This window comes from Nocardia sp. NBC_01327 (assembly GCF_035958815.1).
GTDB lineage: Bacteria > Actinomycetota > Actinomycetes > Mycobacteriales > Mycobacteriaceae > Nocardia.
In genome coordinates, this window is sequence record NZ_CP108383.1 from 7,381,522 (window position 1) to 7,405,681 (window position 24,160).

The window sequence follows — 24,160 nt, forward strand, 5'->3', positions numbered from 1 at the left end:
CGATCCGCTTATGCGCGCTCGTTCTCGGAGGAGTGTGAAAGCCCGTGCAGCACAAGCGGAACAATGGCGGCACGCACGAACTCGCGCGCCTGCCGCGCATCCGAGAAATCCGAGCCGCCCACCGGAGTGAGCAGCAGCGAGTGCGCGAACCGAGCGAGCAATTCTGCCACCGGCCGCGGATCGTATCGGCCGATCACCCCCCGCTGCTGCGCCGCCTCGAGCGCCCCCGCAATGTAATCGATCCCGAGCCCGACGCCGACTTCCCCACGCACCGTGTAGAACTCGAGAATCTCCTCCGGCGCAACCTCGAGCAGCTGCTTCACCAGCGGATGATTACGCGTCTGCTCGATGACATAGAGCACCGTCTCCTCGATCTGAGCCGGCACCCCCTTGGTCGCCGCCCCGATCTCCGAAACCCCTTGCAGCACACGCTGATTCTCCCGAACCAGCACCGCATCCACCAGCTTTTCCTTACTACTGAACCGCCGATAGATGGTCATCCGATTGACCCCGGCCCGCCGCGCGATGTCATCCAAACTGCTCCGCCGAATCCCCACCTGAAGAATCCGCCCCAACGCGGCATCAAGGATCTTCTCGCCGGTCTCATCACGCGCGGAATCCATGCGGCAATGCTACGTGACCTGCCACAACGCGCAGGCCACCCCACCGCACCCACCAGCGCCGATCGACCGCCTCCGCCCCGGAGTCGGCGCCTGCTCATGTCACGCGGCCACGCCCGCACCCTATTTCGAATTGCGCGAAACGGGAACGTGTTCTAGGTTTTTGGTGAAGCCACGGGGGTTGAGCTAGGGGGCATCAGTCAATGGCAAGCAGATCCAGGCATCGAGACAACCAGCCGTAACGCTACGACGTCAGCGATTCGTACAGCGTGTTGAGGTTGTGGCCGAAGGCTTTTCGCTCGGGGAGGGCGAGACAGGCGAAGGTTTCGGCTTCCACTTCATCGAGAGCCAGATCGGCGATGGCGAGGATCCGAGTCCCGGATGGCGTCAACGACACGATCTGCCTGCGCCGATCGGCGGGGTCGCGATTGCGCTCGATATACCCCGCCTCGGCCAAACCATCGAGGTAGGCCACGATGTCGCCGGTGTCGAGGTCGATGCGGGCTGCCAGTTCCTTCTGATGACAGGGCCCCAGCTCGTTCAGGGTGCTCAAAATCGCGTGCTGATTGGGTAAGAGGCCGATCGTCGACAGCTCGTTGACGTAACGCTGCCGTACCCGCAGCGCCGACCGAACCAGCAGGAAGCCCATACGGCTGCTCAATGGCGTGTTGGAGTACTCCGCGTGTCCCATGGGGCAATGATACGTGATCGAAACATTTGCCAATAACTGGACTTGCCAATCATTGGAACAAGTGTCTATTGTCGATGTGGAGCCGCACCTGCGGCGCTCTGCGGATCGGGAGATCGCCTATGATTCAAGAACTTTCGTACGTGGGGTTCGCCTCGCCTCGCTTCGAGGAATGGCGGACCTACGGTCCCGACCTGCTCGGCGCGATGCTGAAGAGCGACGGACCCGATGGCGCCATCCGGCTGGCGGTGGATGACATCAACTACCGCATCGCCATCCACCCGGCCGAGGAGAACGAATTCCGCTACGCCGGATGGGGTTTGGCGAATGAAACCGATCTACACGCCTACGTCGGGCAGCTCTCCGACCGCGGTGTCGTGGTGCGGTGGGCCGAGGAGGAGTTGTGCAAGGAGCGTGAGGTCGCCGAGCTGGCCTGGTTCCAGGACCCGTGGGGTCTGCGGCACGAGTTGAGTTGGGGAAAGACCGCGACTCCCAACTCTTTTCAGCCCGGCCGAGTGATGCGCGGCGGATTCGTCACCCGCGACCAGGGACTCGGGCACGTCGTTTTCCAGGTGCCCAGCCTGATGGAAGCGAATCGCTTCTATGCCGACATCCTCGGATTCCGCCTGTCGGACCGCATCATCACCGACTATTTCAATGTCCGCTTCTATCACATCAACGGCCGTCACCACTCGCTCGCACTATCCGAGCTACCAGGCCATGTCGGGTTCAACCACCTGATGCTGGAGTACGAGAACATGGACGATCTCGGCCGAGCGATCGATCTGCTGAAGCGCAACGACACCGAGATCATGCAAACTCTCGGCCGGCACACCAACGACCTGATGACCTCGATCTACATCACCAGCCCTTCGGGGTTGCAAGTGGAACTCGGTCACGGCGGCCTCGTCGTCGACGACCTCAGCTGGGTCGCCCGCACCTACAACAAGGCCAGCTATTGGGGCCACCGCTATTCCGAGACCGCACAGTCCCGCCCAGCGGGAATCATCAACCCGATCAACTGATTCGGGCACAATTGGTAACCGCCACGGCGGCGGAGGCCAGGGCGCCCGGGGGGCGATCACAGAATTCACACTCCATGCGGGTGTGAATGAAACATCGGGGGGACAGGGGGGCTTCAATGCCGAAATCTCACTGCACCTTGATTGAAGGCGAAACACTATGTCGCCGAACAGTTATGGTATCCAGAACGGGGATGAGACATGAAGCAGGTCGGGGATGTCCGAGGTAAGGTCACCATTGTTGGCGCAGGCCAGGCGGGGTTAGCGCTGGGAATCGGCCTGATTCGGTTCGGTTTCGACGTAACGATCGTATCCGATCGAACGGCTGATGAGATAAGAGACGGTCGGGTTACGTCCAGTCAGTGCATGTTCGATCTCGCTCAGGGATTCGAAAGAGCGTTGGGTATCAATTTTTGGGACGACGAGTGCCCGTTGATCGAAGGGCTGAGGATTTCAGCGTTTCTGCCACAGTTTCCGGAAAATCCGGCGAACACGTGGTCGGCAGCACTCGGCGGTCCGGCTCGCTCCGTCGACCAGCGCCTGAAGATGCCGCGTTGGATGGAGGAATTCGAGCGTATCGGCGGAACTCTGAAAATTGAGTCAGCGACTGTCGACTCGCTCGAAGAATACGCGGAGACAAGCGATCTGGTTGTCGTCGCGGCCGGCAAGGGTGCGATTGCCGGCTTGTTCGAAACAGATACGGCTCGTTCGCCGTACCGTGAGCCACAGCGGTCCATCGCCATGTTCTACGTTGACGGGTTGGCCAAACCGTCCGGACGGTCGATGGTCGAGTTCAGTATCATTCCCGAGATCGGCGAATACCTCACCTACCCTGCATTGACGGCGCAGGGGCCGTGCGACATCATGCTGTTCGAGAGCATCCCGGGTCGAGCGTGGGATGTCTGGTCGCCGACAGACAGTAACGATGAACTGCTGTCTCGAGCCAAAGGCTTGCTGGCAGAGTACCTTCCGCGCGAATTGCGGCGCGCCCAGGAAATCGCCCTGATCGACGACAATGCGGCGCTGATCGGCCGGCTGACACCCACCGTGCGCAAGCCTGTCGCGACTCTGCCGTCCGGTGCCGCGGTGCTCGGTATGGCCGACGTTGTCGTACTGAACGATCCCATCACCGCTCAGGGCTCCAATAATGCGAGTAAGTGCGCGGATATCTATCTCCAGAAGATCATCCGGCATTCCGGCGACTACAACCGTGCCTTCATGTCCGACGCTTTCGGTGAGTATTGGAAGACCGCCGGACCCGCGACCGCGTTCACCAACCAGTTCCTCAGCAGTCCTTCGCCACGGCACGCACGCGATCTACAGATGGCGGCAGCACAATACCCGGAGATCGCCACCCGTTTTGCCCACTGCATGAATGACCCTCGCGATACGGTCGACTGGATTCTCGACCGCGATGGGGCCTACCGCTATACAAGCGAAGTGGCCAACCGGTACATGAACTTCCCCATGGCCAGCTGAGACGCAAGGGATTTCGGGATGTTCAACACCGTAATTACTGAAATGGCACCATTCGATGCTCTCGACCGTGCCCGTGCGCTACGCGAGAATCTAACCGGCCGAGCACACGAAGTAGAGCTCAACCGGCACCTCCCTGACGATGTATTCGAGATGTTCAGAGAATCCGGTCTCATGAGAATCTCACAACCCCGCAAGTGGGGCGGATCGCAGCTTCCACTGACAACTCATCTCGACGTCATCACTGAAATCGGCACGGCATGCGGTTCATCGGCTTGGACACTGGGCGTCTATATAAGCCATAACTGGAACCTCTCCCTTTTCGATCCGATGGCGCAGCAAGAGGTTTGGGGTGAGAACCCTGACGCGGTTGCCTGTACGTCAGCTGTCGGTGGGCCTCCTGCCGAGCGGGTGACCGACGGTGCCATCATCCGGGCTGGAAGATGGACGTTCCTGTCGGGCGTATGGCATGCCGATTGGATCATCGTCAACTCTTTGCTTGCCCCCGAACACGATCCTCGCGCTGCGGGCCAACTCTTTTCTCTGCTGATCCCCCGTGGCGAGTATCGAATCATCGACGACTGGAACACCATCGGTTTGTCAGGCACAGGGACGTGCAGCGTCGACCTCGAGAACGTATTCGTTCCGGCCCACAGAATCCTGCCGTTCGCAGCGCAACAGAACGGCACAACTGTGGGTGGTGTCCAGCACGAGGATCCGGTGTACCGCGCACCACTGGACTCCATCTGGCCGGCCTACCTGGCGGCGCCTGCGATCGGAGCGGCGCGGGGCGCCGTCCAAGCGTGGCTCGACAGGACTGGCAAACGGAAACACGCGTACACACAGGCTCCTGCCGCAGGCGAGTTTCACAAGCAATTCCGGCTCGGCGAGGCTGAGGCTCGCATCGACGCCGCGGATTACCTACTCCGCCGAGCGATGGAGTCGGCTGTCGATGCCGCTGCGTCCCATCAGGGCATTGCCGAAGTGCGTTCGCGCAATCGGCGGGATTTTGCGATGGCCGTTCGGATGTGTGTCGAGGCCGTCGAGTCGATCTTCCTCAGCTCCGGTGCTTCGTCGTTGGCGCGGACCAGTCCGATCCAACGACATTGGCGCGACGTGCATGCCGTGGCTCAGCACGCGATGTTCGACTACGAGCGGAGCGTGTCCGCATGGGGTCGGCGCCGCCTGGGCGTTGACGACGGACTTACTTTCTGAACTTCGGCGGTGAATGTGAATTGAAGGAGTTATCGAACATGAAGAGACCGGCTTTCTTCGAGCAGTTCGGTCCCGATGAGTTTGCACCCACCAAGGTGGCGACGAGCCCATGGAGCAAACATGCTGTCAACGGCCCTGCTGTCTGTGGACTACTGGCGCGCGAACTGGAACGTCAGCACAGCGCGGCAGGATTTCAACCTGCGCGCTTGACGATCGATCTGTTCAAACCGGCACCGAATGCCATGCTGCAGGTGTCGACGACCGAGGTGCGGGTTGGAAACCGCATCAGAGTCGCCGACGCCGTGCTTCTGGCCGGCGGTGTTCCTTACGCTCGGGCGAGCGCCGTCTTCCTCAAGCGGTCGAATCAGCCTGAAGGCACTGTGTGGCAGCGCGATACGACACCATCCACACCACCGGAACATCTCGCCGCGGAGCTGGAAGATCATGGTGTGCCGCTCTTCGGCAGCGATGTACACCCCACCGGCTGGTCCATGGATATGGCAGAGCATCAGGGGTCGAGCCGAAAGCGTATGTGGTCCCGCACGATCTCGATCGTGGAAGGCGAGGAACCCTCGCCCTTCGCGGTGGCAGCGATCGTCGGTGAAGCCACAAGCCTGGTCACGAATTGGGGCAGCGAGGGGATCGGCTTCATCAATGCGGACCTCACACTGACCCTCGCCCGAATGCCTCGAGGCACCGAGATGGGGATCGAGTCCGACAACCACATCAGTGCTGAGGGTGTAGCGGCCTGTTCGGCCGTTCTTTACGACCGGGAAGGCCCATTGGGCACCTGCGTGGTCACCGCGTTGTCGAACGCTGCCCGGCAGATCGACCTCGCCCAGCCTCTGGATCTGGCTAGTCGTCGAGGCTGATCAGGCACGACTGCCACTTGTGGCATCGGCGCGCTCCGGCGCACCCAGTTGCGGGTATGTCGGGTATTCGATGCCCGAGATGTACTGCACTGTTCGGACGACCTGGCAGGAATAGCCGAATTCGTTGTCGTACCAGAGGTAGAGGATTGCGGTGTCGCCGTCGACGATGGTGGCGTTGGCGTCGACGATCGATGCTGCGCGGGATCCGATGAAATCGCTGGAGACCACGTCGGTGGCGGCGGTGTAGTCGAGGTTGCGGCTCAATGGACCTGCCAGGGAGACCTGGCGCAGGTAGTCGAGTACTTCGGTTTTGGTGACTTCGCGGTCGAGTTGCAGGTTCAGGATCGCGACCGAAACATCGGGGGTGGGAACACGAATCGAGTTGCCGGTGATCTTGGCCTTGAAGTCCGGCATCGCCTTCGCGACCGCGGAGGCGGCGCCGGTTTCGGTCAGGACGAGGTTGAACGGCGCGGAGCGGCCGCGGCGGTCGGCGGGGTGGTAGTTGTCCAGCAGGTTCTGGTCATTGGTGAAGGAATGGACCGTCTCGACGTGGCCGCGGACGATGCCGTATTCGTCATCCATCGCCTTGAGGGGCGGCACGATCGCATTGGTCGTGCAGGAGGCGCACGAGACGATCTGCTCGGACAGATCCAGTCCGAGATGGTTGACGCCGTGCACGATATTCGGGACGTCGCCCTTACCGGGCGCGGTGAGAAGGACTTTCGCGATACCGGGGCGCAGGTGCTGCTCCAGGCCCGCACGGTCGCGCCACTTGCCGGTGTTGTCGATCAGGATGGCATTGCCGATGCCGAATTCGGTGTAGTCGATGGTCGCCGGATCATCGCTGTAGATGAACTTGATGACATTGCCGTTCGCGATGATCGCGTTATTGGCGGCGTCGACCTTGATCGTTCCGTTGAACTGCCCGTGCACCGAATCCCGGCGCAGCAGCGATGCGCGCTTGGCCAGATCGTCGGCGCCGCCCTTGCGTACCACCACGGCCCGCAGGTTCAGCCCATTGCCGGATCCGGTCTTCTCGATGAGCAGGCGGGTGACCAGACGGCCGATCCGCCCGAAGCCGTACAGCACCACATCGCGGGGACCCTGCGACTGCGCCTTATTGCCATCGGTGACATCGGCCAGCACCGCGGCGGTGAATTCCGGAATCGACAGTCCGCGATCATCGGCGCGATAGGCCATGACCAGGCGGCCGAGATCGATTTTGCACGGACCCAGATCCAGCCCGCTGAGCACCTGAAGAATCGGCAGGGTCTCGTCGATCGACAGTTCCTCACCCTCGATCTGCCGCGCGAAACGGTGCGTCCGCAGAATGCTGATCACCGATTTGTTCACCAGCGACCGGCTGTGCAGCAGGATCGTCACCCCCTTCTCGCGATACAGCCTTCCGATGATCGGAATCATCGCCTCCGCCGAGGCTTCGTGAGCGTTCCAGCGGTCAAGATGGTCGTTAGTCAACACACGTCCTCGGGGTTTCCTAGATCTGTTCGACAGTTCGATGCTATCCAGCGGCGCGATGTCACCGAGCCCCACTACCCCGCTGTGAGGTCGAACAACTGCGGCTGCGCACGATCGGCGGCGAATTGCCTTGGGAGGCACCGCCTATCGTCACTGTGACGGGTACGTCACATTTCCGGCATCGTCGCCGCGCTGGTGCCCGCGGCGGGCGTCGCGGTCGAAGATGCCCAGAAACTCGCACGGTCGTCCGCCTTCGGCGCCGATGGCGTGCGGCAGCATGGTCGGGAATTCCGCCGACTGATTGGTCTCGATCCGGAAGCGGCGGTTGCCCAGCAGCAGAATCGCGGTACCGGAGAGCACAACGAGCCACTCCCGACCGGTATGCGCGCGCAGACGCGAGGGGCTGTCGGGCGGGGGATTCGTCATGCGCTGACGTACGACGGTCATACCGGGTTCCGCCTTGATGGGCCAGCGCATCTGCCCGTGGGCGCTGTCGACCATCGGATTGGAGACAACATCGTCCGTGGCGGTCTCGACCAACTGATCGAGCGAGGTGTCCAGCGCGCGGGCCAGGGTGACGAGCTGGTCCAGGGCCAGGCGGCGCTGACCGGTCTCGATCCGGCTGAGCGTGGACTGGCTGAGGTGGGCACGCTCGGCCAATTCCTCCAGCGACCAGCCCTGAGCCACGCGCAGGGCGCGGATGCGTTTGCGCACGAGGCTGTCCAACTCACCATCGTCTTGCGTCATAGGCAAGATCCTATGCCTTGACAGCAAGACGGAGTTAGCGTCGGTCGTGTTCGCCCCTATGTCCGGGGCGGTGACGGAAGGGGACGATATGCCTGCGACAACCACCTCACCCGCGGCCGGCGAGTTACGAGACGAGACCATTGACGCCGTGGTGATCGGCGGCGGCGCCGCCGGACTGAACGGCGCGCTGATGCTGGCCCGGTCCCGCCGCTCGGTGGTCGTGATCGACAGCGGAACGCCGCGCAATGCGCCCGCCGAGGGTGTGCACGGGCTGCTCGGACTGGACGGCACTCCCCCGGCCGACCTGCTGGCACGGGGACGTGAAGAAGTCCGCCGCTACGGCGGTGCGGTAGAAACCGGCGAAGTTGTTGCGGCCGTGGCTGATCCGTCCGCCGACGGGGATTCGCGCTTCATCGTCACCCTGGCGAACGGCGCGGTCCTGCACGCGCGCCGACTCCTGATCGCCACCGGTCTGCGGGACGTGCTGCCCGATATTCCCGGTCTCGCGGAGCACTGGGGACACAGCGTCGTGCACTGCCCCTACTGCCACGGCTGGGAAGTGCGCGACGAGCCCATCGGCGTGGTGGCCGTCGGCCCGGCTTCCGTCCACCACGCACTGCTGTTCCGCCAATTGACCGGCGACCTCGTCTATTTCACCCACGGCACGCAGCTCGACGACAACACCCGGGCGCGCTTCGCCGCCAGGAACATTCGTATTGTCGATACTCCCGTCGACCGGGTCGTGGCGGCCGAGGGCGGCGGAATCGCGGGTGTGCGGCTCACGGATGGACAGGTCGTGCCCCGGCGCGTGCTCGCCGTCGCGACCACAATGCGGGCGCGCACCGAGGGGCTGGAGGGTCTGGGTCTGCCGATGGAGGATCTGCCCGGCGGGATGGGACGTCATTTTGTCACGGGAATGGCCGGGACCACGGCGATTGCGGGCGTGTGGGTCGCCGGTAATGCCACCGATCCGACCGCCCAGGTCGGTGCGTCCGCGGCCGCCGGTGCCCTGGCCGGCGCGCATATGAATGCCGACTTGGCTGTTGCCGACACCGATGCGGCGCTCGCCGCCGCACTGCACCTGGTGACCGGCGTCTGACCGCCGCTCACCGGCCGCACCATGCACGTGAGCTAGAAATCACCGAATTATACTCCGGCGCTGCAGATTTCACTGTTGCGCCGATATCTGCATGCCTTGTCGAGAGGAACACATGAGTACAAAACCGCCGGGGGCGACCGGTGAAGACATCGCACTCGATCATGGAATACCCACTGATACAGCACTTTTGGCGAACAGCACCCCCGGCGAGGGTGTTCCCGATGCGCGCCGGCGGCGCATGATCCTGATCGCCGTATGTATCGCCTTGATGGCCGTGATCGCCTCGGTGTCCGGGCTCAATGTCGCCCAGCTCGAACTCTCCGCGGCCTTCGACGCCTCACAGAGCACGGTGCTGTGGATCATCAATATCTACACGCTCAGCCTGGCCGCCCTGCTGTTGCCGCTCGGCGCGATCGGCGACCGTTTCGGCCGCAAGCGGATGCTGCTCATCGGCCTCGTCATCTTCGGCATCGCCAGTGCGGCAGCAGGTTTCGCGCAATCGTCCGAGATAATGCTCACCGCCCGGGTATTCAGTGGCGTGGGTGCGGCGATGATCATGCCCATCACGCTGGCCGTCATCACCTCGACATTCCCCGAGGCGGAACGCGGACGGGCGATCGGGGTGTGGACCGGCGTGGCCGGCGGTGGCGGCATCCTGGGAATGTTCCTCTCGGCCGCCCTGGTCGATATCGCGAGCTGGCGGTGGCTGTTCGTGCTGCCCGTCGCACTCGTTGTGGTCGCTCTCGTCATGACGATGCGATCGGTCCCCGACTCGCGCGAAACATCAAGGCACGCTTTCGATATCGTCGGCGCGCTGACCTCCGTCGTCGCGGTGGCCGGGCTCATCTTCGCCCTTCAGGAGGGACCCGAACGGGGCTGGGCGGCCCCGGCGACCCTGTTCGGCCTAATCATCGGCGCCCTCGCCACCCTCGGATTCGCGATCTGGGAACTGCGCCGTCGTGATGCCGCGCTCCTGGACGTGCGCCTGTTCGGTGAGCGTTCGCTGGCCGGCGGCTCGATCACGCTCCTGGTGGTCTTCGGAGTCCAGGCCGGGATCTTCGTGGTCCTGTTCCCGTTCTTCCAGGCGGTCCTCGGCTGGTCGGGGCTGCGGTCCACCCTGGCGCTGATGCCCATGGCCGTCCTGATGATGATCGCCTCCGGCCTGGCCCCGAAGCTGGCCGCGCGCACCGGACCCCGGGCGACCATGGCCACCGGCATTCTCGTGGCGGGCGCGGGCCTGGTGCTCATGGCGGCCCTCGTCTCCGTCGACGGCGGCTACCTGTCCGTGCTGCCCGGCATGCTGGCCATGGGCTTCGGCATGGGCCTGTCGATGACACCGTCCACCGAGGCCATCACCAGCACCCTGCCCCAGGAACGCCAGGGCGTCGCCTCCGCACTCAACGACGTCACCCGCGAATTCGGCACCGCTCTCGGCGTCGCGCTGCTCGGAGCCCTGCTGTCCTCCGGTTACCGCAACGCCATCGATCCCCGGCTCATCGACATCCCCCGGGCACCCGGCGCGGCGCGTGAAGGCATCGCCAACGCTCTCGAGGCCGCGAATCAGGCAGGCCCCCAGGCACAGTCACTGATCCGCGCGGCTCAGGAATCGTTCGTCACCGGTTGGCAGCACGCCATGTGGGCGGGAGTGTCCATCATGACCGCTCTCTTGCTCTACATCCTCACCCGAGGACCCCGCCGCACCTCGTCGGCTCATCCCTAGTCACAGCCTTCACTCCACAGGTGCTGGCGCCCAGCGCTGTTCGACCTTGGCGATGCGCCAGTAGGCCACGGCCGCGATCCAGGCCAGAACGAACAGGGCGACAATGGCGAATCCGACATTGTTGAGATCGATCCCGGCGATCGCGTCGGTGACGGGGTTGCTGAAGCCCGCATCGTCGTGCAGGACGGTGATGAGTTCGATGGAGCCGACGAGCAGGGCGACCGCGATCGACAGGCCGGTAATTGTCAGGTTGTAGTAGATCTTGCGGATCGGGTTGGCGAAGGCCCAGTCGTAGGCCACGTTCATGAACAGTCCGTCGATGGTGTCCATCAGGCTCATGCCCGAGGCGAACAGCAGCGGCAGCACCAGAATCGCGTACCACGGCAGACCGGCGGCGGCGCCCGAACCGGCGAGGGCGAGCAGCGCGACCTCGGTGGCGGTATCGAAGCCGAGACCGAACAGCACGCCGACGGGGTACATCTGGAACGGCCGCTTCACCGCCCGCATGATCGGACCGAGCAGCCGCGCCAGGAATCCGCGCGCCTGCAGCGCGGCCTCGAGTTCCGCGTGATCGAATTCGCCCTGGCGGGTCTTCCGGTAGACCCGCCAGATCCCCACCAGGGCAACAATATTGACCAGCCCGATCAGATAAAGGAACGATCCGGACGCCAGGGTCGACACGATTCCCAGATTCTTGCGGGTGGGCGAATCGTCCTCGACAAGCGTGCCGACCACGCGCGCGCCCGCCACGACCAGGCCCGCCATGACGAACACGATGGTCGAATGCCCCATGGCGAACCAGAACCCGACCGACTTGGGCCGCTGACCGTCGCCCATCATCTTGCGGGTGGTGTTGTCGATCGCGGCGATATGGTCGGCGTCGAAGGCATGCCGCAGCCCGAAGGTGTAGGCGGTCAACCCCAGACCGACACCGAAGACCTGCGTCCCGATCTGATAGCTGTGCGGTGCGATCGCCCCGAACAGCAGCCCGAACGCCACCGCGTGCATGACGGCGACCACCCCGAGCAGCACCCCCGCCTCGATCCAGTCCCGGCGCGTCCAGTCGTGCAGGACATGACGCAGCATTCGCCCACGGGCAGCGGGGGTGCCGGATTCCGGCGTGGGCTCGATAGCCATGTGTCGCTGAAGCCTTCCAGGGCAGCCGCGCCCCCGAACGTAGGGACGTGAGAAGGCGAGGTCTGGCTACCAGCCGAAACTGGACACAGTGGCGCGACCGCACCGGATTCACACCGGTTTCCCGTCCTCATCACGAAATTCAACCGGACTATACCGACCGACCGAAACCCGCCCGAAGGCATGGACGACTACCCCGAGCCCCGCCCGCCCTAATCCGAAGTCACCGCCAACTGCCCGAACCGATTGACCGCCGCATGGTGATGCCCATCCGGGCTGGTGAGCACAACCTCAGTCGGATTCGTCAGCGCGATACAGCAGTAATTCCCCCGATCCTGCTGCACGCTGATAGACAACAGCCTCTTGTTATTAGCCTGCTGCCACCCCTCCATACTGTCGTACAGCCCCCGCATAGAGGGATTCTCGAAGTAGACCAAATTCTGCTTGTTCATATCCGACATGACGCTGCTCTCCATTCCAGCCACGGGGGCCGACCGCAAACCCACTGTATCCATCGTAGAACGCATCGATTACTGCTGTGCCGCAAAGTGTTTCGAACTCTCGGTGCCGGTGGAGAAGTGGCGGCGGTAGCGCTCGGGGGTGGTGGAGAGGCGGCGGGTGAAGAGGCGGTGGAGGGTTTCGGCGTGGCGGTAGCCGACTGTGCGGGCTATGGCGGTGATGGTCAGGTCGGTGGATTCGAGGAGGCGGCGGGCGGCTTCTATGCGGAGGTCTTCTACGAATGCTGCTGGGGTGGCGCCGGTTTCGGCGCGGAAGGCGCGGGCGAAGTGGCGTTCGCTCATGCCGGCGCGGTCGGCCAGGGTGGCGACCGCCAGGTCGTCGGACAGGTGGTCGGGGAGCCACTGCTGGACGGCGCGGATGGCGGGGGTGCGGGCGGGCTGGGCACGCATCTGGGCGCTGAATTGGGCCTGGCCGCCGGAGCGGCGGGTGAAGACGACGAAGGCGCGGGCGATCTCCTGCGCCTTCTCGCGGCCGTGATCGTCCTCGACGAGAGCCAGGGCCAGGTCGATGCCCGCGGCGACGCCGGCGGAGGTCCAGCGGTTGCGATCGTGGACGAAGATGCGGTCGGGTTCGACGGTGACGCGCGGATAGGTGCGGGCCAGTCGCTCCGTGGCGCCCCAGTGGGTGGTGGCCCGGTAGCCGTCGAGCAGCCCGGCGGCGGCGAGTAGCAGCGCACCCGAGCACACCGAGGTCACGCGGCGGGATTTGCGGGCCAGGGCGGGCAATTCGCGGACCACCTCCGCCGACACCGGCCCGGTGATCCAGCCGCCGACGACCATGAGGGTATCGATCTCCTCGGCGGAGGCGGCAAGAATACGCAGCGAATGCTCGACCGCAATGGTCAAACCACCGTCCGCCGTGATCGGCCGCCCCTCCGGTGAAGCCGTGACGAGCCGGTACGCCTCCTCCTCGGCGAGCGCGTTGACAAACCCGAAAACATCCATCGGCCCGGCCAATTCGACCAGTTGCATCCCCTGGTAGGCGACAAAAACAATGGTGCGCGGCGCGGGCATGCCGCCATCATCGCAGCCGGGCCGAATGTCCGCCATGGTCAGTGCTTGACTGTGACGGCCGCCCGGTCACGCACCGCGTGCTGTTCGAGGAACGGGATCACCACCGCGGCAATCCGATCCGGGAATTGAGCGTGCGGATAGTGCCCGCCGTTGTCGACCATCACGACCCGGCCCACACCGTCGGGCATGGCGGCCACGATCGCATTCGCCTCGGCCTCGGGATCGGCCCAATCCGGCTCCCCCGAACCCATGATCACCAGTGCGGGACAGCGGACCTCCGCCAGCCGGGCCTGCGCATCCGCGGGGGTGGTCTGCTGGGTTTTCATGAATTCCGCCCAGCGCCCGGGCTGCCGCAGAATGTTCTCGAGTCCGGCGAGGTATTCGTCGAAGTCGGCGGGCTTGGTGGGATAGGCGACGTCCAGATACCGCCGCCACCAGGTCAGCGAATTCAGCATTGCGGTGAGCGCGAGGCGGACCATGCCGCGGCGATACCGGCGGCGGGTGAAAAGCGCTCCGATAGACACACTCTGGGTAAGGGTGAACGGTTCGATCTCGACGATCGCGGTCACCAACTCCGGAGCCTGCGCCGCGGCGATCGTCGCCGAGCCACCCGACAGCGAATGCCCGAGTATCACCGCCGGACCGCCGAAGTGCCGGATCACACCCAGCAGATCCTCCGCCACATCGGTACGGCTGATGGCGGCCTTCCCGGTCACCGACGGCCAGTCGAGACTGGACTCCCCGTGCCCGCGCATATCCACATTGACCACCCGGTAGCCCGCGGCGACCAGCGGCCCGACGAGGTGGCGGAAATCGTGCCGCACGGTGCCCATACCGTGCGAGAGCACCACCAGCGGCCCGTCTCCCGCCACATCGCAGGCGAGCCGTCCGTGCTCGAGCGTCACATACTCGGTCATTGTCGTTTCCTTCCAGCGGAATCATCCGGTGGCCGCTGCTGCGACCTGCTGAAAGTGAACGCCGGAAACCCGATTCGGCCGATACCGAAGGCTGGAACGGTCAGTCGCACGGCCGATTTCGTCAGGCACTGACCGAGGTCGCCACGAAACCGGCAATCTCCCAGCAGGACCCGCGCACGCCGGAATTCCCGACAACTCGGACGCGTACCAGATTATGCCGACCCACGGCGCCGGCCATGCGCAATACTGTGCCGCAGTGCGCCGGCTCCCGGCCGGTGGACGCGATGCGAAAGGAGTCCGAGTTGGCAATCCTTGGTGCACTTTTGGTGATTGTGAGTATGTTCGCTTTCGTAGTCGGGTTCATCGCACTGTTTCAGGGTCATATAAAAACGTTCCGCATCAATGATAAGAAGGCAGCGGTCGCGCTCCTGGTAGTCGCTTCGCTGATGTTCATCGGCGCGGTGATCATGCTGCCCTCCAGCCGATCGCCCTCCACCGCTTCGACAACCGCGGATGCTCAGCAGACAACGAGCCCGGACACCGTGCCCGCATCGAGTCAGACAACCTCCGACCCGGCGACCTCGATCTCCCCTCCGGCGCCGAATGCGGTTCGCGGAATTCTGAGCCCGGTCGACTATTGGCGGCAGACCTTCGCCCCCGACACCTCGAATGACTGTGTGGCAGAGGGCGAGAACCAGCTGAACTCGCAGGACGCCTGGCGATTGCCGGGAGCCGCTCTCGCCTGCGCCCAGGATCCGATCGCCCCGATCGCGAACGCGTGGAACGGGTCGATAGTCAACGCCGACCTCTACTTCAACCCGCATCAGGATGCCGCGGGAGCGCTGGCGGCCGCCACCGCACTCCTGCCCGCCGATATTCAGCAGATCGGCGCCTACGACGGCGTCGATACCAGCGGCGCGTATCCGAACGGCTCGTGCCATACGGTCGTCTACCACTCCGACGCGGCCGCCGCCGCAGTCCGCCAGACCCAGCCGACGTGGACCGATCCCGACAAGGTCTCGATCACCCTGTACACCGGAAACACCACTCCGGCAGACGGTTCCGACAGCACCTACGCGCCGGCCGATATCCACCTCGCCATGGTGGGCATCGGCGGCGAGAACCGCGGCGCGGACGGCACCGTGCACTGCTGAGTCAGCAACCGGCACGCGGGGCCACCGCCAGCGGGTGACCGCTGTCGGCGGCGTCCTGCGGCCGATTCGGGCCCTCCGGGCGACCCCACCAATTACCCTGCGCGGCCAGCGACATACCGGAAACGTCGATCTGCGAATCGCCCGCGGCGAAGCAGTTCATCCCGGCACTACCCAGCGATCCGCCGCCGAAATCGAGTGCGGCACTGCCGATCGTCCCGTCCCGATTGCTTGCCCGAACCAGCGCCTGTTGCGCGGCAGCAACGGTGGTTCGCGCGACGGTCCCCTGAAGTACCGCCGTATCACCGACATTGGCGATATTGATGCCATTGGCGGCGGCGGAGGTGATGGAGGTGTCGTGGATATCGAAGGTCAGTGCCGCAGTGGAGGGTTCAGGGCCTTGGGGAGTGAACGCGATCAGGCCGATGCCGTCGGCGCTGCAATTCGCGAAGTCGGAGTTCGCGACACTCAGGTGAGTTCGGCCGGCGCGACCGAAATTTGTTGTGACCAGGCATGTTCCGAGGTTCGCCGGGACGATCGGATTGAGCGCGGCACCCGGGAACAATGAGTTGCGCACTCCGACATGATCCAGACTCAGAGACTGGCGGGCGCCGCCGGTGCTGAGGTTGTAATTCTCGATGACGTCACCGGTGACCGTATCGAAATCGCTGTCGCTGACCGTGACTTCGCTGTCGGGCGTACCACTGGTGGTGACGTATTCCAGCCCGTTGGCCGAGAAATGCCCGCCGCCATTGCGGAATCGATTGCCGGTGACGGTGACTCGCAGACGAGACTGCCCGAGCGGGTTGATGAACACCCCCTCGCTGTCGGCGAGAAGGTTGAGCGGTGACGTCGCCGGGGAGGCGATATCGGTTTGTGAATTGCCGTCGAGCGCCGCGGTCAGATCCGCCGAATCCGCGGCCTGTATGCCGATCGCGAGCACCGACAGCTTCGCCAGCCCAAGGTTGATGTCGCGCAGCGCATTCCCGCTCACCTGCGCGGTCACCCTGCTCGTCCCGGTGGCGCGCACGTCGATGCCGTCGCCGCAGGCGGTGTCGTGGACGGTGTTGTTCTCGATCCGCACCGCACCCTGCGCCGTCGAGAAGTCGGTCATGATGGCCGCCCAGCCATTGTTCAGCGTGATGAAATCGGGCAGCGGCGGCGCCGTCACCCCGACCGCGATCGACGGCGGCAGCGTGAACGGTCCGATCAGGAAGCCGTCCGCACAATGCTGATTCGTGGCGGCCACATCATTACCGGCGATCACCGAATCGACGGCGTCCGCACCGTAGATACCGCCGCGCAGCGCACCGGTGATGACAAGATTGCGCACCTCGCTGCCCCGGGCCAGTTCGACCGCATCACCGTTCCCGGCGGTGGTGGTATTGGTCAGCCGAGGTAGGGCGGCCCCGGGCGCGCTACCCTGCACCGAGGGACCACCGCCGATGAGCTTCTGCCCGGGTTTCAAGACGATCCCGCCATCGAGCGGCGGCACATTCGCCGCCGCCGGCAGCACCAGAATGGTGTCATCCGCACCCGCGGCGGCCGATACCGCGGCCAGCGAGTCGAACGGGGCGTCCATACTGCCGACGCCGCCCGCGGCCGCACCCGCCTCGACATACCAGGTAGTTGTAGTGTCCTGCGCCACCGCAGGTTCCATCGATATCGCGCCACACGCCGAGACGGTGACCGCAACGACCGACGCGGCGCGCAGGACGCGACTCCTGGTGTGCATCAATTACTCCATCGAGGATGAGGGTGAAGAGTCCGGGCTGTACGGCGGCGCACCATAATTCAGCTTGCAGGCTGGGTCATGAACGCGGCGATATACGAGCTCGCGGGCTCCGGGAGACCGTTGTTCTGCTTCTCGGCCGCGGTGACGACGTCGTAATGCCGGTATCCCGGAATGTATTTCGCGTTGTACGGGAGCAGACCGCCGAACCCGGCATTCTGGACCGGAGAGTCCCCCGACAGAAGCGTCAGATTCCGGCGTCCGGCGGGAGTGCTCTGCCAGCGGTCACCGTGCAGCAGGAAGTTCAGGATGCCGCCGGAGCGGTACTGCAGGTTGGCGAGATCACCGTCCCGGCCCAGGCCGAGGGCGAAGACCATATCGGTGATCAGCCGGAACGAGGTGTACTCCTCGAAGTAGCTCGCCGGCTGCCATCCGGGATTCATCGCGTGCGCGAATTGCCGGACGTCGGTGACCTCGTGATCGCGGTCGGTCGGCGGACCCTGACCGATGCCGGGCGCATCGATGCCGGAGGGCCAGACCTGATCGTAATTGCGCCACCCGCACAGCTGATCGTGGGAGGCGGGCGTGTAGTTCTGCCCGTAGCCGACCCGCAACGGGATGACGAACAGCGTCGGACCCAGAATCGGCACGGACGCAAGGCCGTTCGGAATGGGATAGGTCTTTCCGGCCACCGGGCAGTCGTAGAAACCGAGACCGGCCTGAAGGACGTACTCGGCCGAGTTCTGATCGAAATCCATTGCCAGAGCGGCGGTATTCGTCAGCCGGAAGTCGCTCGGCAGATTGGCTCCGGTGAACAGGTCCAGATAGTCCTTGCCGTAGAACGCACGCATCCACGGCTCGGTGCGCAGATCACGCGGAATCAGGGTCTTCAGATCGCTTTCCGCATCCGGCTGCTGATCGGCGGCCATCGCGGCCACCTCGTAGGCGTGCAGCACCTCCGAGGCCGACAGCACCGGGAACTGCGCGACCGAAAGCCCGTCCTGCAGTAACGCATTGATCATGTTCTTCACCGCTCCGCCGGCGGCGGAGGCGAATTGGTCGAGCAGACCGGTGCCGGACAGCCCGGCCGGATCGGTCATGGCGAAACCGTCCTCCGGAATGATCCCGCCGCCGCACAGATTGAATCCGGCGTAGTCGGCGGCGGCCGGATCACCCGCGAAGTTCCAGGCCATCATCGGCCCGGTCAGGAAGGCGCCCAAAGAGTGCCCGCCACAGAACATCTTGGTCCGCTGTCCCGAATCGGGCAGCAGATGTTCGATGACAGCCCGCCAGTCATCGAGCACCAGTGAGAGCCCGTACTCGCCGAGAAACGCCAGATCCTGTGGCGTCTGATAGCGGTAGGTCTGCCCGTTCACCGGCTTGTCGTGGAAGTAGTAGTCGGCGGCGACCCGGTAGTCGCCCGCCTCCTGCGCGGCCTGCCAGCCGGTGCGGTCCTCGGCACAGCTGCTGCGCCGGACCAGCGCGATGTATTCGACGTGCTTGCCCTGGGCGGCGGCCTTGCGCACCACCTGCGGTCCCTGAATATCGAGATTCGCTGCGCTGGAGAAGGTTCCGGGCTGCATGGTCAGCACCGCATCGGCGTCCGAGGTGGCCGCCGGTCCCGTCGCGGACCGGTATCGCACATAGGAGATCCAGTCACAGGCCTCCGGATGAGCCATGGTGGAGAACGGGCTCGGATAGTGCAGGCGGACATATGTGGCCTGCACATCGTCGCCGAGACCGGGATCGCCGGTGATCGGCGTGACAATCTCCTGATCGGGAACCCCGAGCCGAGCGGGCTCGGCCGAGGCGAGCGGCACCACCGCTGCGGCGATTCCGGCAAGTGCTGCGACGAACAGACTTCCGGTCCGGCGCGCGATCATCCGAGGCTCCCGACGAACTGCGCCAGCTGCTGACCGCTGTAGTCCGGCTGACCGTCGTTCTGAATCGCCGCGGCGCCGATCGTATCGATGTGGTCATAGCCGGGCAGCGTCACCACACGGGCCGAAGCCGGTGGCGGGAACAGGGTTCCGGCGCTGGCCTGCACCGGGCTGTCGCCCGCGAAGGCCACGAAATTCGGTTTGGTGCGGCTCATACCGTGATATTTCAAACCGGCCATCTCACCACTGCGCGCGCCACCGTAGCCCGCGCCGATATCGACGACCAGCCGCAGCGGAAAGTAGGTCTCCCAGTAGGCATTCGGCGACCCGGTCGCCAATTGCCGTGCGGCATCGCGAATGTCGGCGACCTCGTGCCCGGGGCTGGTGAAGGGCACGCCGCGCACATCGTCGTAGTTCCGCCAGGTGTACAGCGCCGTCCGATCGGTCGGCGCGACCCGGGTCTGATTTCCGGCGCTGATCCGCAGATAGCTGCCCAGCAGCGGCAATTGGGTGAGCTCGCCCGGATTCGGGAAACTCTTGTCCTGCACCGGCCCACCGGCCAGCGCGCCCACCCCCTGCTGGAACAGCGCGAAATTCGTCGAGTTGTTGTCGATCAGCACGCCGAGCAGGGCGGTATTGGTGAAGCGGTAGTCGCGGATGGATCCGCTGCCGTCGGCCCCATTGGTCGTGAACGCCGCCCAGGTCGGCGCGAAGAGGTAGTTCAGCGTCGCATCGATATCGAAATCGTGGGGCAGGTGCGCCAATAGCTGACTCTCACCGTCCGGATCGAGATGCGCCGCCAATCCGGCCAGCCGCAGCAGCAGGAAGGCCTTGGTGCCCAGCATCGGCGCCGGGCCGAAGATGCGAGGCATCACCCCCGCGCGAAATCCCGCCTGCACCACGCCATCCGTGGGCCCGACAATGGCATCGGTGAGGGCGTGCAGCACCGGGGTGTTCTGGATCGCCACCGGATCCGAGGAGATCATCGAATCCTGGGCGGCGAAGGCGGCGCACTGGTCCGCACCTGATGCGCCGTCGAAATCCCAGTCCGAGAAGAATCCGGTGACCAGCCCGCCGAGCGAGATGCCGGTGCAGACGAACTTCTGCTGGCGGCGCGCCTGATCGGGAATCTCGTGCAGCATGATCTCGTACTGATCGCGCACGACCCGCTCCAGGCCCATGAAGTCCAGCACCGGCAGATCAGCGGAGGTCTTGAACCCCGGAAAGGTGTGCCCGTCAATCGGTTTGCCGTTGAAGTAGTAGTCGGCGGCATCGAGATAATTGCCGGTCTGCAATGCGTAATCGAAGCCCGCCATTTCATCCAGGCAGGCACTGCGGCGCGCCAGCGCCCAGAATTCGATCTTCTGCCCCGTCGACCGCGCCGACTGCACGGTATTGAACGCGACACTGTCGGAATTGGCTGCGCCACCGCCCAATCCCTGCTGCTGGATGACAACGTGGTCGGCATCCGCGGAGTTCTCCGGACCGTCCGCGGACCGATACCGCAGGAAACCCACCCGGTCACAGGCGGCCGGATGCGCCGGCGCGTCGGCGGGCAGCGGCAGCGCGAAACTGACGTACGACACCACAATTCCATTGCGCGCCGACAGCTGCTGCTCCTGCCGATCCGACGCCGCGCTCTCCGGGGCCGCGGCCGCCGGACCCACGCTGGTGAAGGTCGTCGCAACAAGGGTGGCAAGCGCGAGCACGCCGATCCAGCGCCGCCGCACGGCGGCGCGGTTCATCGAAAGAACAACGGTGTTCATGCGGATGAACGATTCCAGTGCGGCCCGGCCACCGGTAGCCACAAAACGACAGGAACCAGCAGGTTCGATTGGCAATATGCACAGAACCGCGGGTGCGGTCGTTCAGCGGAACGTCGATTTCAGGTATTCGACAACCTCGGATTCGTGGGCCGCGCGCTGCGCGAATCCGAGATAGCCGTCGGGCCGAATGACGAACACCGAGCGGTCCCGCGCCCGATAGGCACGGGCGAAATCGCCCGCGCTATCGCGGATGAGCGGCAGAATCGTCTCGGCGACATCGGCTTTCGGATCGGCGAGGAGATATGCGTCGAGATGACCGTGTGCGGCGGCGACCGCGACCTCGGCGAGCCGCTCCACTTCGCGCAGTACGGGCCCGGTGGTGGTGTCGTCCGCGTAGAGCAGGATCGTGTGATCGATCCGCCCGAGGAGCGAGAACAAACGCAGGTCGAAGGTGACGGCGTCACGGGTGAGGCCACGGGCATCGGGCGCGCGGGTTCCTGCCCGGGGCCGCAACTGCCCCGCATCGGCCCCCGCGACGATCGGGCTGTCCCCGTAATCGATCAGCAGCTGGGCTTCGCGCCGGATCACATAGTCCGGATCCGCCGAATCCGCGCCGATGCCCTCCCGGGCGCTGCGCACGGTGCGGCCGACCACCTCTTCGCCGACGGGTCTGCGTTCGGCGTCATAACTGGCGGTCAGGCCCGGGGCCGCGACGCCTGCCACGGCGAGCGCGAGCTTCCACGCGAGATTGTGCGCATCCTGGATCCCGGTATTCATGCCCTGCGCACCGGTCGGCGGATGAATGTGCGCGGCATCGCCGGCGACGAAAACCGCACCGCGACTGTAGGAATCGACGATGCGGTGACTGACCCGGAACACCGACGACCACCGCAGCTGCGATGCGCGCGCCGGTTCGGGGGCGAGCCTGTCCAGCACGGCTTGCAGATGCGCCAGTTTCGGCTGCGGCCCGGATTCGAAGCCGTGCTCGATGGCGTCGCTGCTCGCCGCCGGAGCGCTCGCGAGTTCCGGGGGCACCAGCATCGAGACGCGGTACCGGCGCCTGCCCGGCAGCGGAATGCACACCAGCAGATCGTCGGTGACGCCGTCGGTCTGATGTGTCGAACGCACGCCGTACCCGTGCGGCAGCGACCAGTCCAGTTCGACATCGCCGAGCATGTACTGCTCGGCGAACGCCGCGCCCTCGAAGGTCAGGCCGAGTCCCTTGCGGACCGTGCTGTGGGCGCCGTCGCAGCCGACCAGATAGCGGGCCCGGACCGTTTCTTCGCCGTCGGCGCGCGACAGCACCGCGCGGACGCCGTCCTCGTCCTGCTCGAATCCGGTCACTCGGGCGCCACGTTCGATCGTCGTCCCCAGTGCGGTCAGCCGTTCCCGCAGGATCCGCTCGGTCGCGTATTGGGGCAGCCCGACGAATTCGAACGGCACGTCCGGAGGCAGCGCCAGGTCGAACCGCCCGGTCTCCGCGCCATTGACGTAGAGAATTTGACCGCGCAACTGAATCGCCGCGTCCAGCACCTGGCGCAGCACACCCATTCCCTCGAATATCTCGAGCGTACGGGGTTGAATACCAACGGCTTTCGCATACTGCGGGGACTGGAGCAGCGGATCCACAATGCGGCACGCAACTCCGCGGCGGCGCAATTCGATCGCGGTGGTGAGGCCGATCGGACCGGCTCCCGCGATGAGTACCTCGGTGTCGGTCATCGGCCCGTGGTGGTCGGCACGCTGCTGGCCCCCGCACCGTGCTGGGCGGGGTCGCCGGGCAGGGCATCGGCGCCGTAGAAGACCGGCATCATGCCTTTGAGCAGCGTCACGGCCGACCCCTCGCCCGACGGCACCGTCGCGAGGTTCGTGGCGACCACAATCGTGAGATCCGAGTCGGGGTCATTGGTCATGACGGTCATGTACCCGGGGATCTGCCCGTCGTGTCCGATGAGATGCGTACCGAATCGGACAATGCCGAGACCGTATCCGGCGACCTCGGGCTGGGCCGGATCGATCGGCTGGATGCTGTCCATCCGCACCTGCTGCATCTTCGCGTCCAGCAGGCCGCCGTGGACGAGCGCCTTGACGTAGGTGGCCATGTCATCGACCGTCGAGATCACGCCGCCGGCGGTCCACGTCCACGACGGGCTCGCATCGGTCGCATCGGCGGGTTTCAGCGTGCCCGCGACGGCGGCGGCCTGTTCGGCGGGCGGCAGGGCGAAGGTGTCGATGGTGGAGACATTGGTGCCGAACGCATAACCCCGCGGATGCGGATCGGGTATCGAGGAATCCGTCGCCGCGGGCAGCGAGGTGTGCTTCAGCCCGAGCGGGTCGAAGATGCGCTGCTGGAAGTTCTTCGCGGCCGACATGTTCGTGATCTTCTCGATGACCAGGCCGAGCAGGATGTAGTTGGTATTGCAGTAGTCGAATTTCTGCCCCGGCGGAAAGCTGACCGGGTGCGAGAACGCGATCGCCAGTAACTCCTGTGGCGTCCAGACCTTGTTCGGGTCGCTGTCGAGCGAAGCGTTGAATTGCCGATCGGCCGTGTAACTGTAGAGCCCGCTGCGCATTTCGGCGAGCTGGGCAATGGTGATCCGATCCCCATTCGGCACATCAGGCAAGTACTTGGCAATCGGGTCGTCGAGGGCGAGTTTGCCCTCCTGCGCCAGTTGCAGAACGACCGTCGACGTCATGGTCTTGGTATTGCTGGCGATGCGGAAGTAGTCGTCCGCCTGTATGGGCTCGGTCGTGCCGATGGCCCGGGTGCCGAACGTTCCGGTCCAGTCGCCCTGCTTCGGTGATTTGACGACCACCACGGCGCCGGGAATGACGTTGTCCCTCATCAGCTTGGTGATGATCGGGGTGATACTCGCGACGTACGCGGGCTCGGCCCCTGCCGAGGTGCTCGTGGCGCTGCCACCGGAATCCGACGACGTACCGCAGCCCGCGGCGATGAACAGACCCGCGGTCGCGACCAATATTGCGATACTCGTCCGGTGTCCCATAACGCTCCGTCCGGGTGGGAACGTGGTCATGTAGCGCACAGCAACTCTAACTCCGCACCATGTGGCTTCGGGTAGGAATCAGCCAGCTAATCCGGTGACGGTGAA

At 64.8% G+C, this 24,160-nt stretch carries 20 protein-coding genes; 7 read left to right on the forward strand and 13 right to left on the reverse strand.

All coding sequences use genetic code 11. From position 1 onward, the window contains the following. Positions 1–8 precede the first annotated feature (8 nt). The gene (locus OG326_RS34135; protein ID WP_327141243.1) at positions 9–623 is read right to left on the reverse strand and encodes a TetR/AcrR family transcriptional regulator; all 615 of its coding nucleotides are present in this window, start codon (positions 621–623) and stop codon (positions 9–11) included. Positions 624–864: 241 nt separating this feature from the next. Next, positions 865–1,311, reverse strand: a complete 447-nt coding sequence (locus OG326_RS34140) for a MarR family winged helix-turn-helix transcriptional regulator (RefSeq protein ID WP_327141244.1) — start codon at positions 1,309–1,311, stop codon at positions 865–867. A 119-nt stretch (positions 1,312–1,430) separates the two neighbouring features. On the opposite strand from OG326_RS34140, the gene OG326_RS34145 reads away from it, so the two are divergent. The 4 genes from OG326_RS34145 to OG326_RS34160 all read left to right on the forward strand — a co-directional run bounded on the left by OG326_RS34145 (position 1,431) and on the right by OG326_RS34160 (position 5,893). Further along, positions 1,431–2,333 carry a VOC family protein gene (locus OG326_RS34145; protein WP_327141245.1) on the forward strand — a complete coding sequence of 301 codons (903 nt, stop codon included), beginning with the start codon at positions 1,431–1,433 and terminating at the stop codon, positions 2,331–2,333. Positions 2,334–2,531: 198 nt separating this feature from the next. Then, positions 2,532–3,809 carry a styrene monooxygenase/indole monooxygenase family protein gene (locus OG326_RS34150; RefSeq protein ID WP_327141246.1) on the forward strand — a complete coding sequence of 426 codons (1,278 nt, stop codon included), beginning with the start codon at positions 2,532–2,534 and terminating at the stop codon, positions 3,807–3,809. Positions 3,810–3,827: 18 nt separating this feature from the next. Next, a complete protein-coding gene (locus OG326_RS34155; RefSeq protein WP_327141247.1) occupies positions 3,828–5,021 on the forward strand; it encodes an acyl-CoA dehydrogenase family protein in 1,194 nt (397 codons plus the stop codon). Between the two features lie 38 nt (positions 5,022–5,059). Further along, positions 5,060–5,893 carry an acyl-CoA thioesterase domain-containing protein gene (locus OG326_RS34160; RefSeq protein WP_327141248.1) on the forward strand — a complete coding sequence of 278 codons (834 nt, stop codon included), beginning with the start codon at positions 5,060–5,062 and terminating at the stop codon, positions 5,891–5,893. Here the strand turns inward: OG326_RS34160 and OG326_RS34165 are convergent, their stop codons facing one another. Further along, complete coding sequence (locus OG326_RS34165) at positions 5,894–7,369, reverse strand: glyceraldehyde-3-phosphate dehydrogenase (RefSeq protein ID WP_327146665.1); 1,476 nt, start codon at positions 7,367–7,369, stop codon at positions 5,894–5,896. Between the two features lie 150 nt (positions 7,370–7,519). Beyond that, positions 7,520–8,116, reverse strand: a complete 597-nt coding sequence (locus OG326_RS34170) for a helix-turn-helix domain-containing protein (RefSeq protein ID WP_327141249.1) — start codon at positions 8,114–8,116, stop codon at positions 7,520–7,522. Positions 8,117–8,204: 88 nt separating this feature from the next. On the opposite strand from OG326_RS34170, the gene OG326_RS34175 reads away from it, so the two are divergent. Then, positions 8,205–9,215 (forward strand): NAD(P)/FAD-dependent oxidoreductase, encoded by a 1,011-nt coding sequence (locus tag OG326_RS34175; RefSeq protein WP_327141250.1) that lies wholly within the window; start codon positions 8,205–8,207, stop codon positions 9,213–9,215. Between the two features lie 187 nt (positions 9,216–9,402). After that, entirely contained in the window at positions 9,403–10,935 is a 1,533-nt protein-coding gene (locus OG326_RS34180; protein WP_327141251.1) for an MFS transporter, read from the forward strand. A 9-nt stretch (positions 10,936–10,944) separates the two neighbouring features. Here OG326_RS34180 and OG326_RS34185 read toward each other — a convergent pair whose 3' ends face one another. The 4 genes from OG326_RS34185 to OG326_RS34200 all read right to left on the reverse strand — a co-directional run bounded on the left by OG326_RS34185 (position 10,945) and on the right by OG326_RS34200 (position 14,518). Beyond that, positions 10,945–12,021, reverse strand: coding sequence for a HoxN/HupN/NixA family nickel/cobalt transporter (locus tag OG326_RS34185; protein ID WP_442791078.1), 1,077 nt, complete (start codon positions 12,019–12,021; stop codon positions 10,945–10,947). Between the two features lie 260 nt (positions 12,022–12,281). Further along, a complete protein-coding gene (locus OG326_RS34190) occupies positions 12,282–12,530 on the reverse strand; it encodes a hypothetical protein (RefSeq protein WP_327141253.1) in 249 nt (82 codons plus the stop codon). A 69-nt stretch (positions 12,531–12,599) separates the two neighbouring features. Continuing rightward, entirely contained in the window at positions 12,600–13,637 is a 1,038-nt protein-coding gene (locus OG326_RS34195) for a GlxA family transcriptional regulator (protein ID WP_327141254.1), read from the reverse strand. A 2-nt stretch (positions 13,638–13,639) separates the two neighbouring features. Next, positions 13,640–14,518, reverse strand: a complete 879-nt coding sequence (locus tag OG326_RS34200; RefSeq protein ID WP_327141255.1) for an alpha/beta fold hydrolase — start codon at positions 14,516–14,518, stop codon at positions 13,640–13,642. Between the two features lie 338 nt (positions 14,519–14,856). On the opposite strand from OG326_RS34200, the gene OG326_RS34205 reads away from it, so the two are divergent. Then, entirely contained in the window at positions 14,857–15,672 is an 816-nt protein-coding gene (locus tag OG326_RS34205) for a hypothetical protein (protein WP_327141256.1), read from the forward strand. Position 15,673: 1 nt separating this feature from the next. Here the strand turns inward: OG326_RS34205 and OG326_RS34210 are convergent, their stop codons facing one another. From OG326_RS34210 to OG326_RS34230, 5 genes are read right to left on the reverse strand one after another with little or no spacing between them, the layout of a single operon-like run. Further along, a complete protein-coding gene (locus OG326_RS34210; RefSeq protein WP_327141257.1) occupies positions 15,674–17,404 on the reverse strand; it encodes a hypothetical protein in 1,731 nt (576 codons plus the stop codon). Positions 17,405–17,463: 59 nt separating this feature from the next. Next, positions 17,464–19,284 carry a hypothetical protein gene (locus OG326_RS34215; RefSeq protein WP_327141258.1) on the reverse strand — a complete coding sequence of 607 codons (1,821 nt, stop codon included), beginning with the start codon at positions 19,282–19,284 and terminating at the stop codon, positions 17,464–17,466. Then, positions 19,281–21,089 (reverse strand): hypothetical protein, encoded by a 1,809-nt coding sequence (locus tag OG326_RS34220; RefSeq protein ID WP_327141259.1) that lies wholly within the window; start codon positions 21,087–21,089, stop codon positions 19,281–19,283. The genes OG326_RS34215 and OG326_RS34220 overlap by 4 nt, the downstream gene beginning before the upstream one ends. Positions 21,090–21,149: 60 nt before the next feature. Next, positions 21,150–22,769: an FAD-dependent monooxygenase gene (locus OG326_RS34225; RefSeq protein WP_327141260.1), complete on the reverse strand. Its 1,620-nt coding sequence runs from the start codon at positions 22,767–22,769 to the stop codon at positions 21,150–21,152. Further along, positions 22,766–24,028, reverse strand: a complete 1,263-nt coding sequence (locus tag OG326_RS34230) for a serine hydrolase domain-containing protein (protein ID WP_327141261.1) — start codon at positions 24,026–24,028, stop codon at positions 22,766–22,768. Before OG326_RS34230 ends, OG326_RS34225 begins: the two co-directional genes overlap by 4 nt. Between the last annotated feature and the right edge of the window lie 132 nt (positions 24,029–24,160).

Excerpts from the sequence above, each read along its gene's own strand:
- OG326_RS34195 (WP_327141254.1), bottom strand. The coding sequence starts at position 13,637 with ATGGCGGACATTCGGCCCGGCTGCGATGATGGCGGCATGCCCGCGCCG.
- OG326_RS34200 (WP_327141255.1), bottom strand. The coding sequence starts at position 14,518 with ATGACCGAGTATGTGACGCTCGAGCACGGACGGCTCGCCTGCGATGTG.
- OG326_RS34225 (WP_327141260.1), bottom strand. The coding sequence starts at position 22,769 with ATGACCGACACCGAGGTACTCATCGCGGGAGCCGGTCCGATCGGCCTC.
- OG326_RS34140 (WP_327141244.1), bottom strand. The coding sequence starts at position 1,311 with ATGGGACACGCGGAGTACTCCAACACGCCATTGAGCAGCCGTATGGGC.
- OG326_RS34160 (WP_327141248.1), top strand. The coding sequence starts at position 5,060 with ATGAAGAGACCGGCTTTCTTCGAGCAGTTCGGTCCCGATGAGTTTGCA.
- OG326_RS34150 (WP_327141246.1), top strand. The coding sequence starts at position 2,532 with ATGAAGCAGGTCGGGGATGTCCGAGGTAAGGTCACCATTGTTGGCGCA.
- OG326_RS34190 (WP_327141253.1), bottom strand. The coding sequence starts at position 12,530 with ATGTCGGATATGAACAAGCAGAATTTGGTCTACTTCGAGAATCCCTCT.
- OG326_RS34170 (WP_327141249.1), bottom strand. The coding sequence starts at position 8,116 with ATGACGCAAGACGATGGTGAGTTGGACAGCCTCGTGCGCAAACGCATC.
- OG326_RS34210 (WP_327141257.1), bottom strand. The coding sequence starts at position 17,404 with ATGCACACCAGGAGTCGCGTCCTGCGCGCCGCGTCGGTCGTTGCGGTC.
- OG326_RS34185 (WP_442791078.1), bottom strand. The coding sequence starts at position 12,021 with ATGCTGCGTCATGTCCTGCACGACTGGACGCGCCGGGACTGGATCGAG.
- OG326_RS34175 (WP_327141250.1), top strand. The coding sequence starts at position 8,205 with ATGCCTGCGACAACCACCTCACCCGCGGCCGGCGAGTTACGAGACGAG.
- OG326_RS34205 (WP_327141256.1), top strand. The coding sequence starts at position 14,857 with ATGTTCGCTTTCGTAGTCGGGTTCATCGCACTGTTTCAGGGTCATATA.
- OG326_RS34215 (WP_327141258.1), bottom strand. The coding sequence starts at position 19,284 with ATGATCGCGCGCCGGACCGGAAGTCTGTTCGTCGCAGCACTTGCCGGA.
- OG326_RS34135 (WP_327141243.1), bottom strand. The coding sequence starts at position 623 with ATGGATTCCGCGCGTGATGAGACCGGCGAGAAGATCCTTGATGCCGCG.
- OG326_RS34155 (WP_327141247.1), top strand. The coding sequence starts at position 3,828 with ATGTTCAACACCGTAATTACTGAAATGGCACCATTCGATGCTCTCGAC.
- OG326_RS34145 (WP_327141245.1), top strand. The coding sequence starts at position 1,431 with ATGATTCAAGAACTTTCGTACGTGGGGTTCGCCTCGCCTCGCTTCGAG.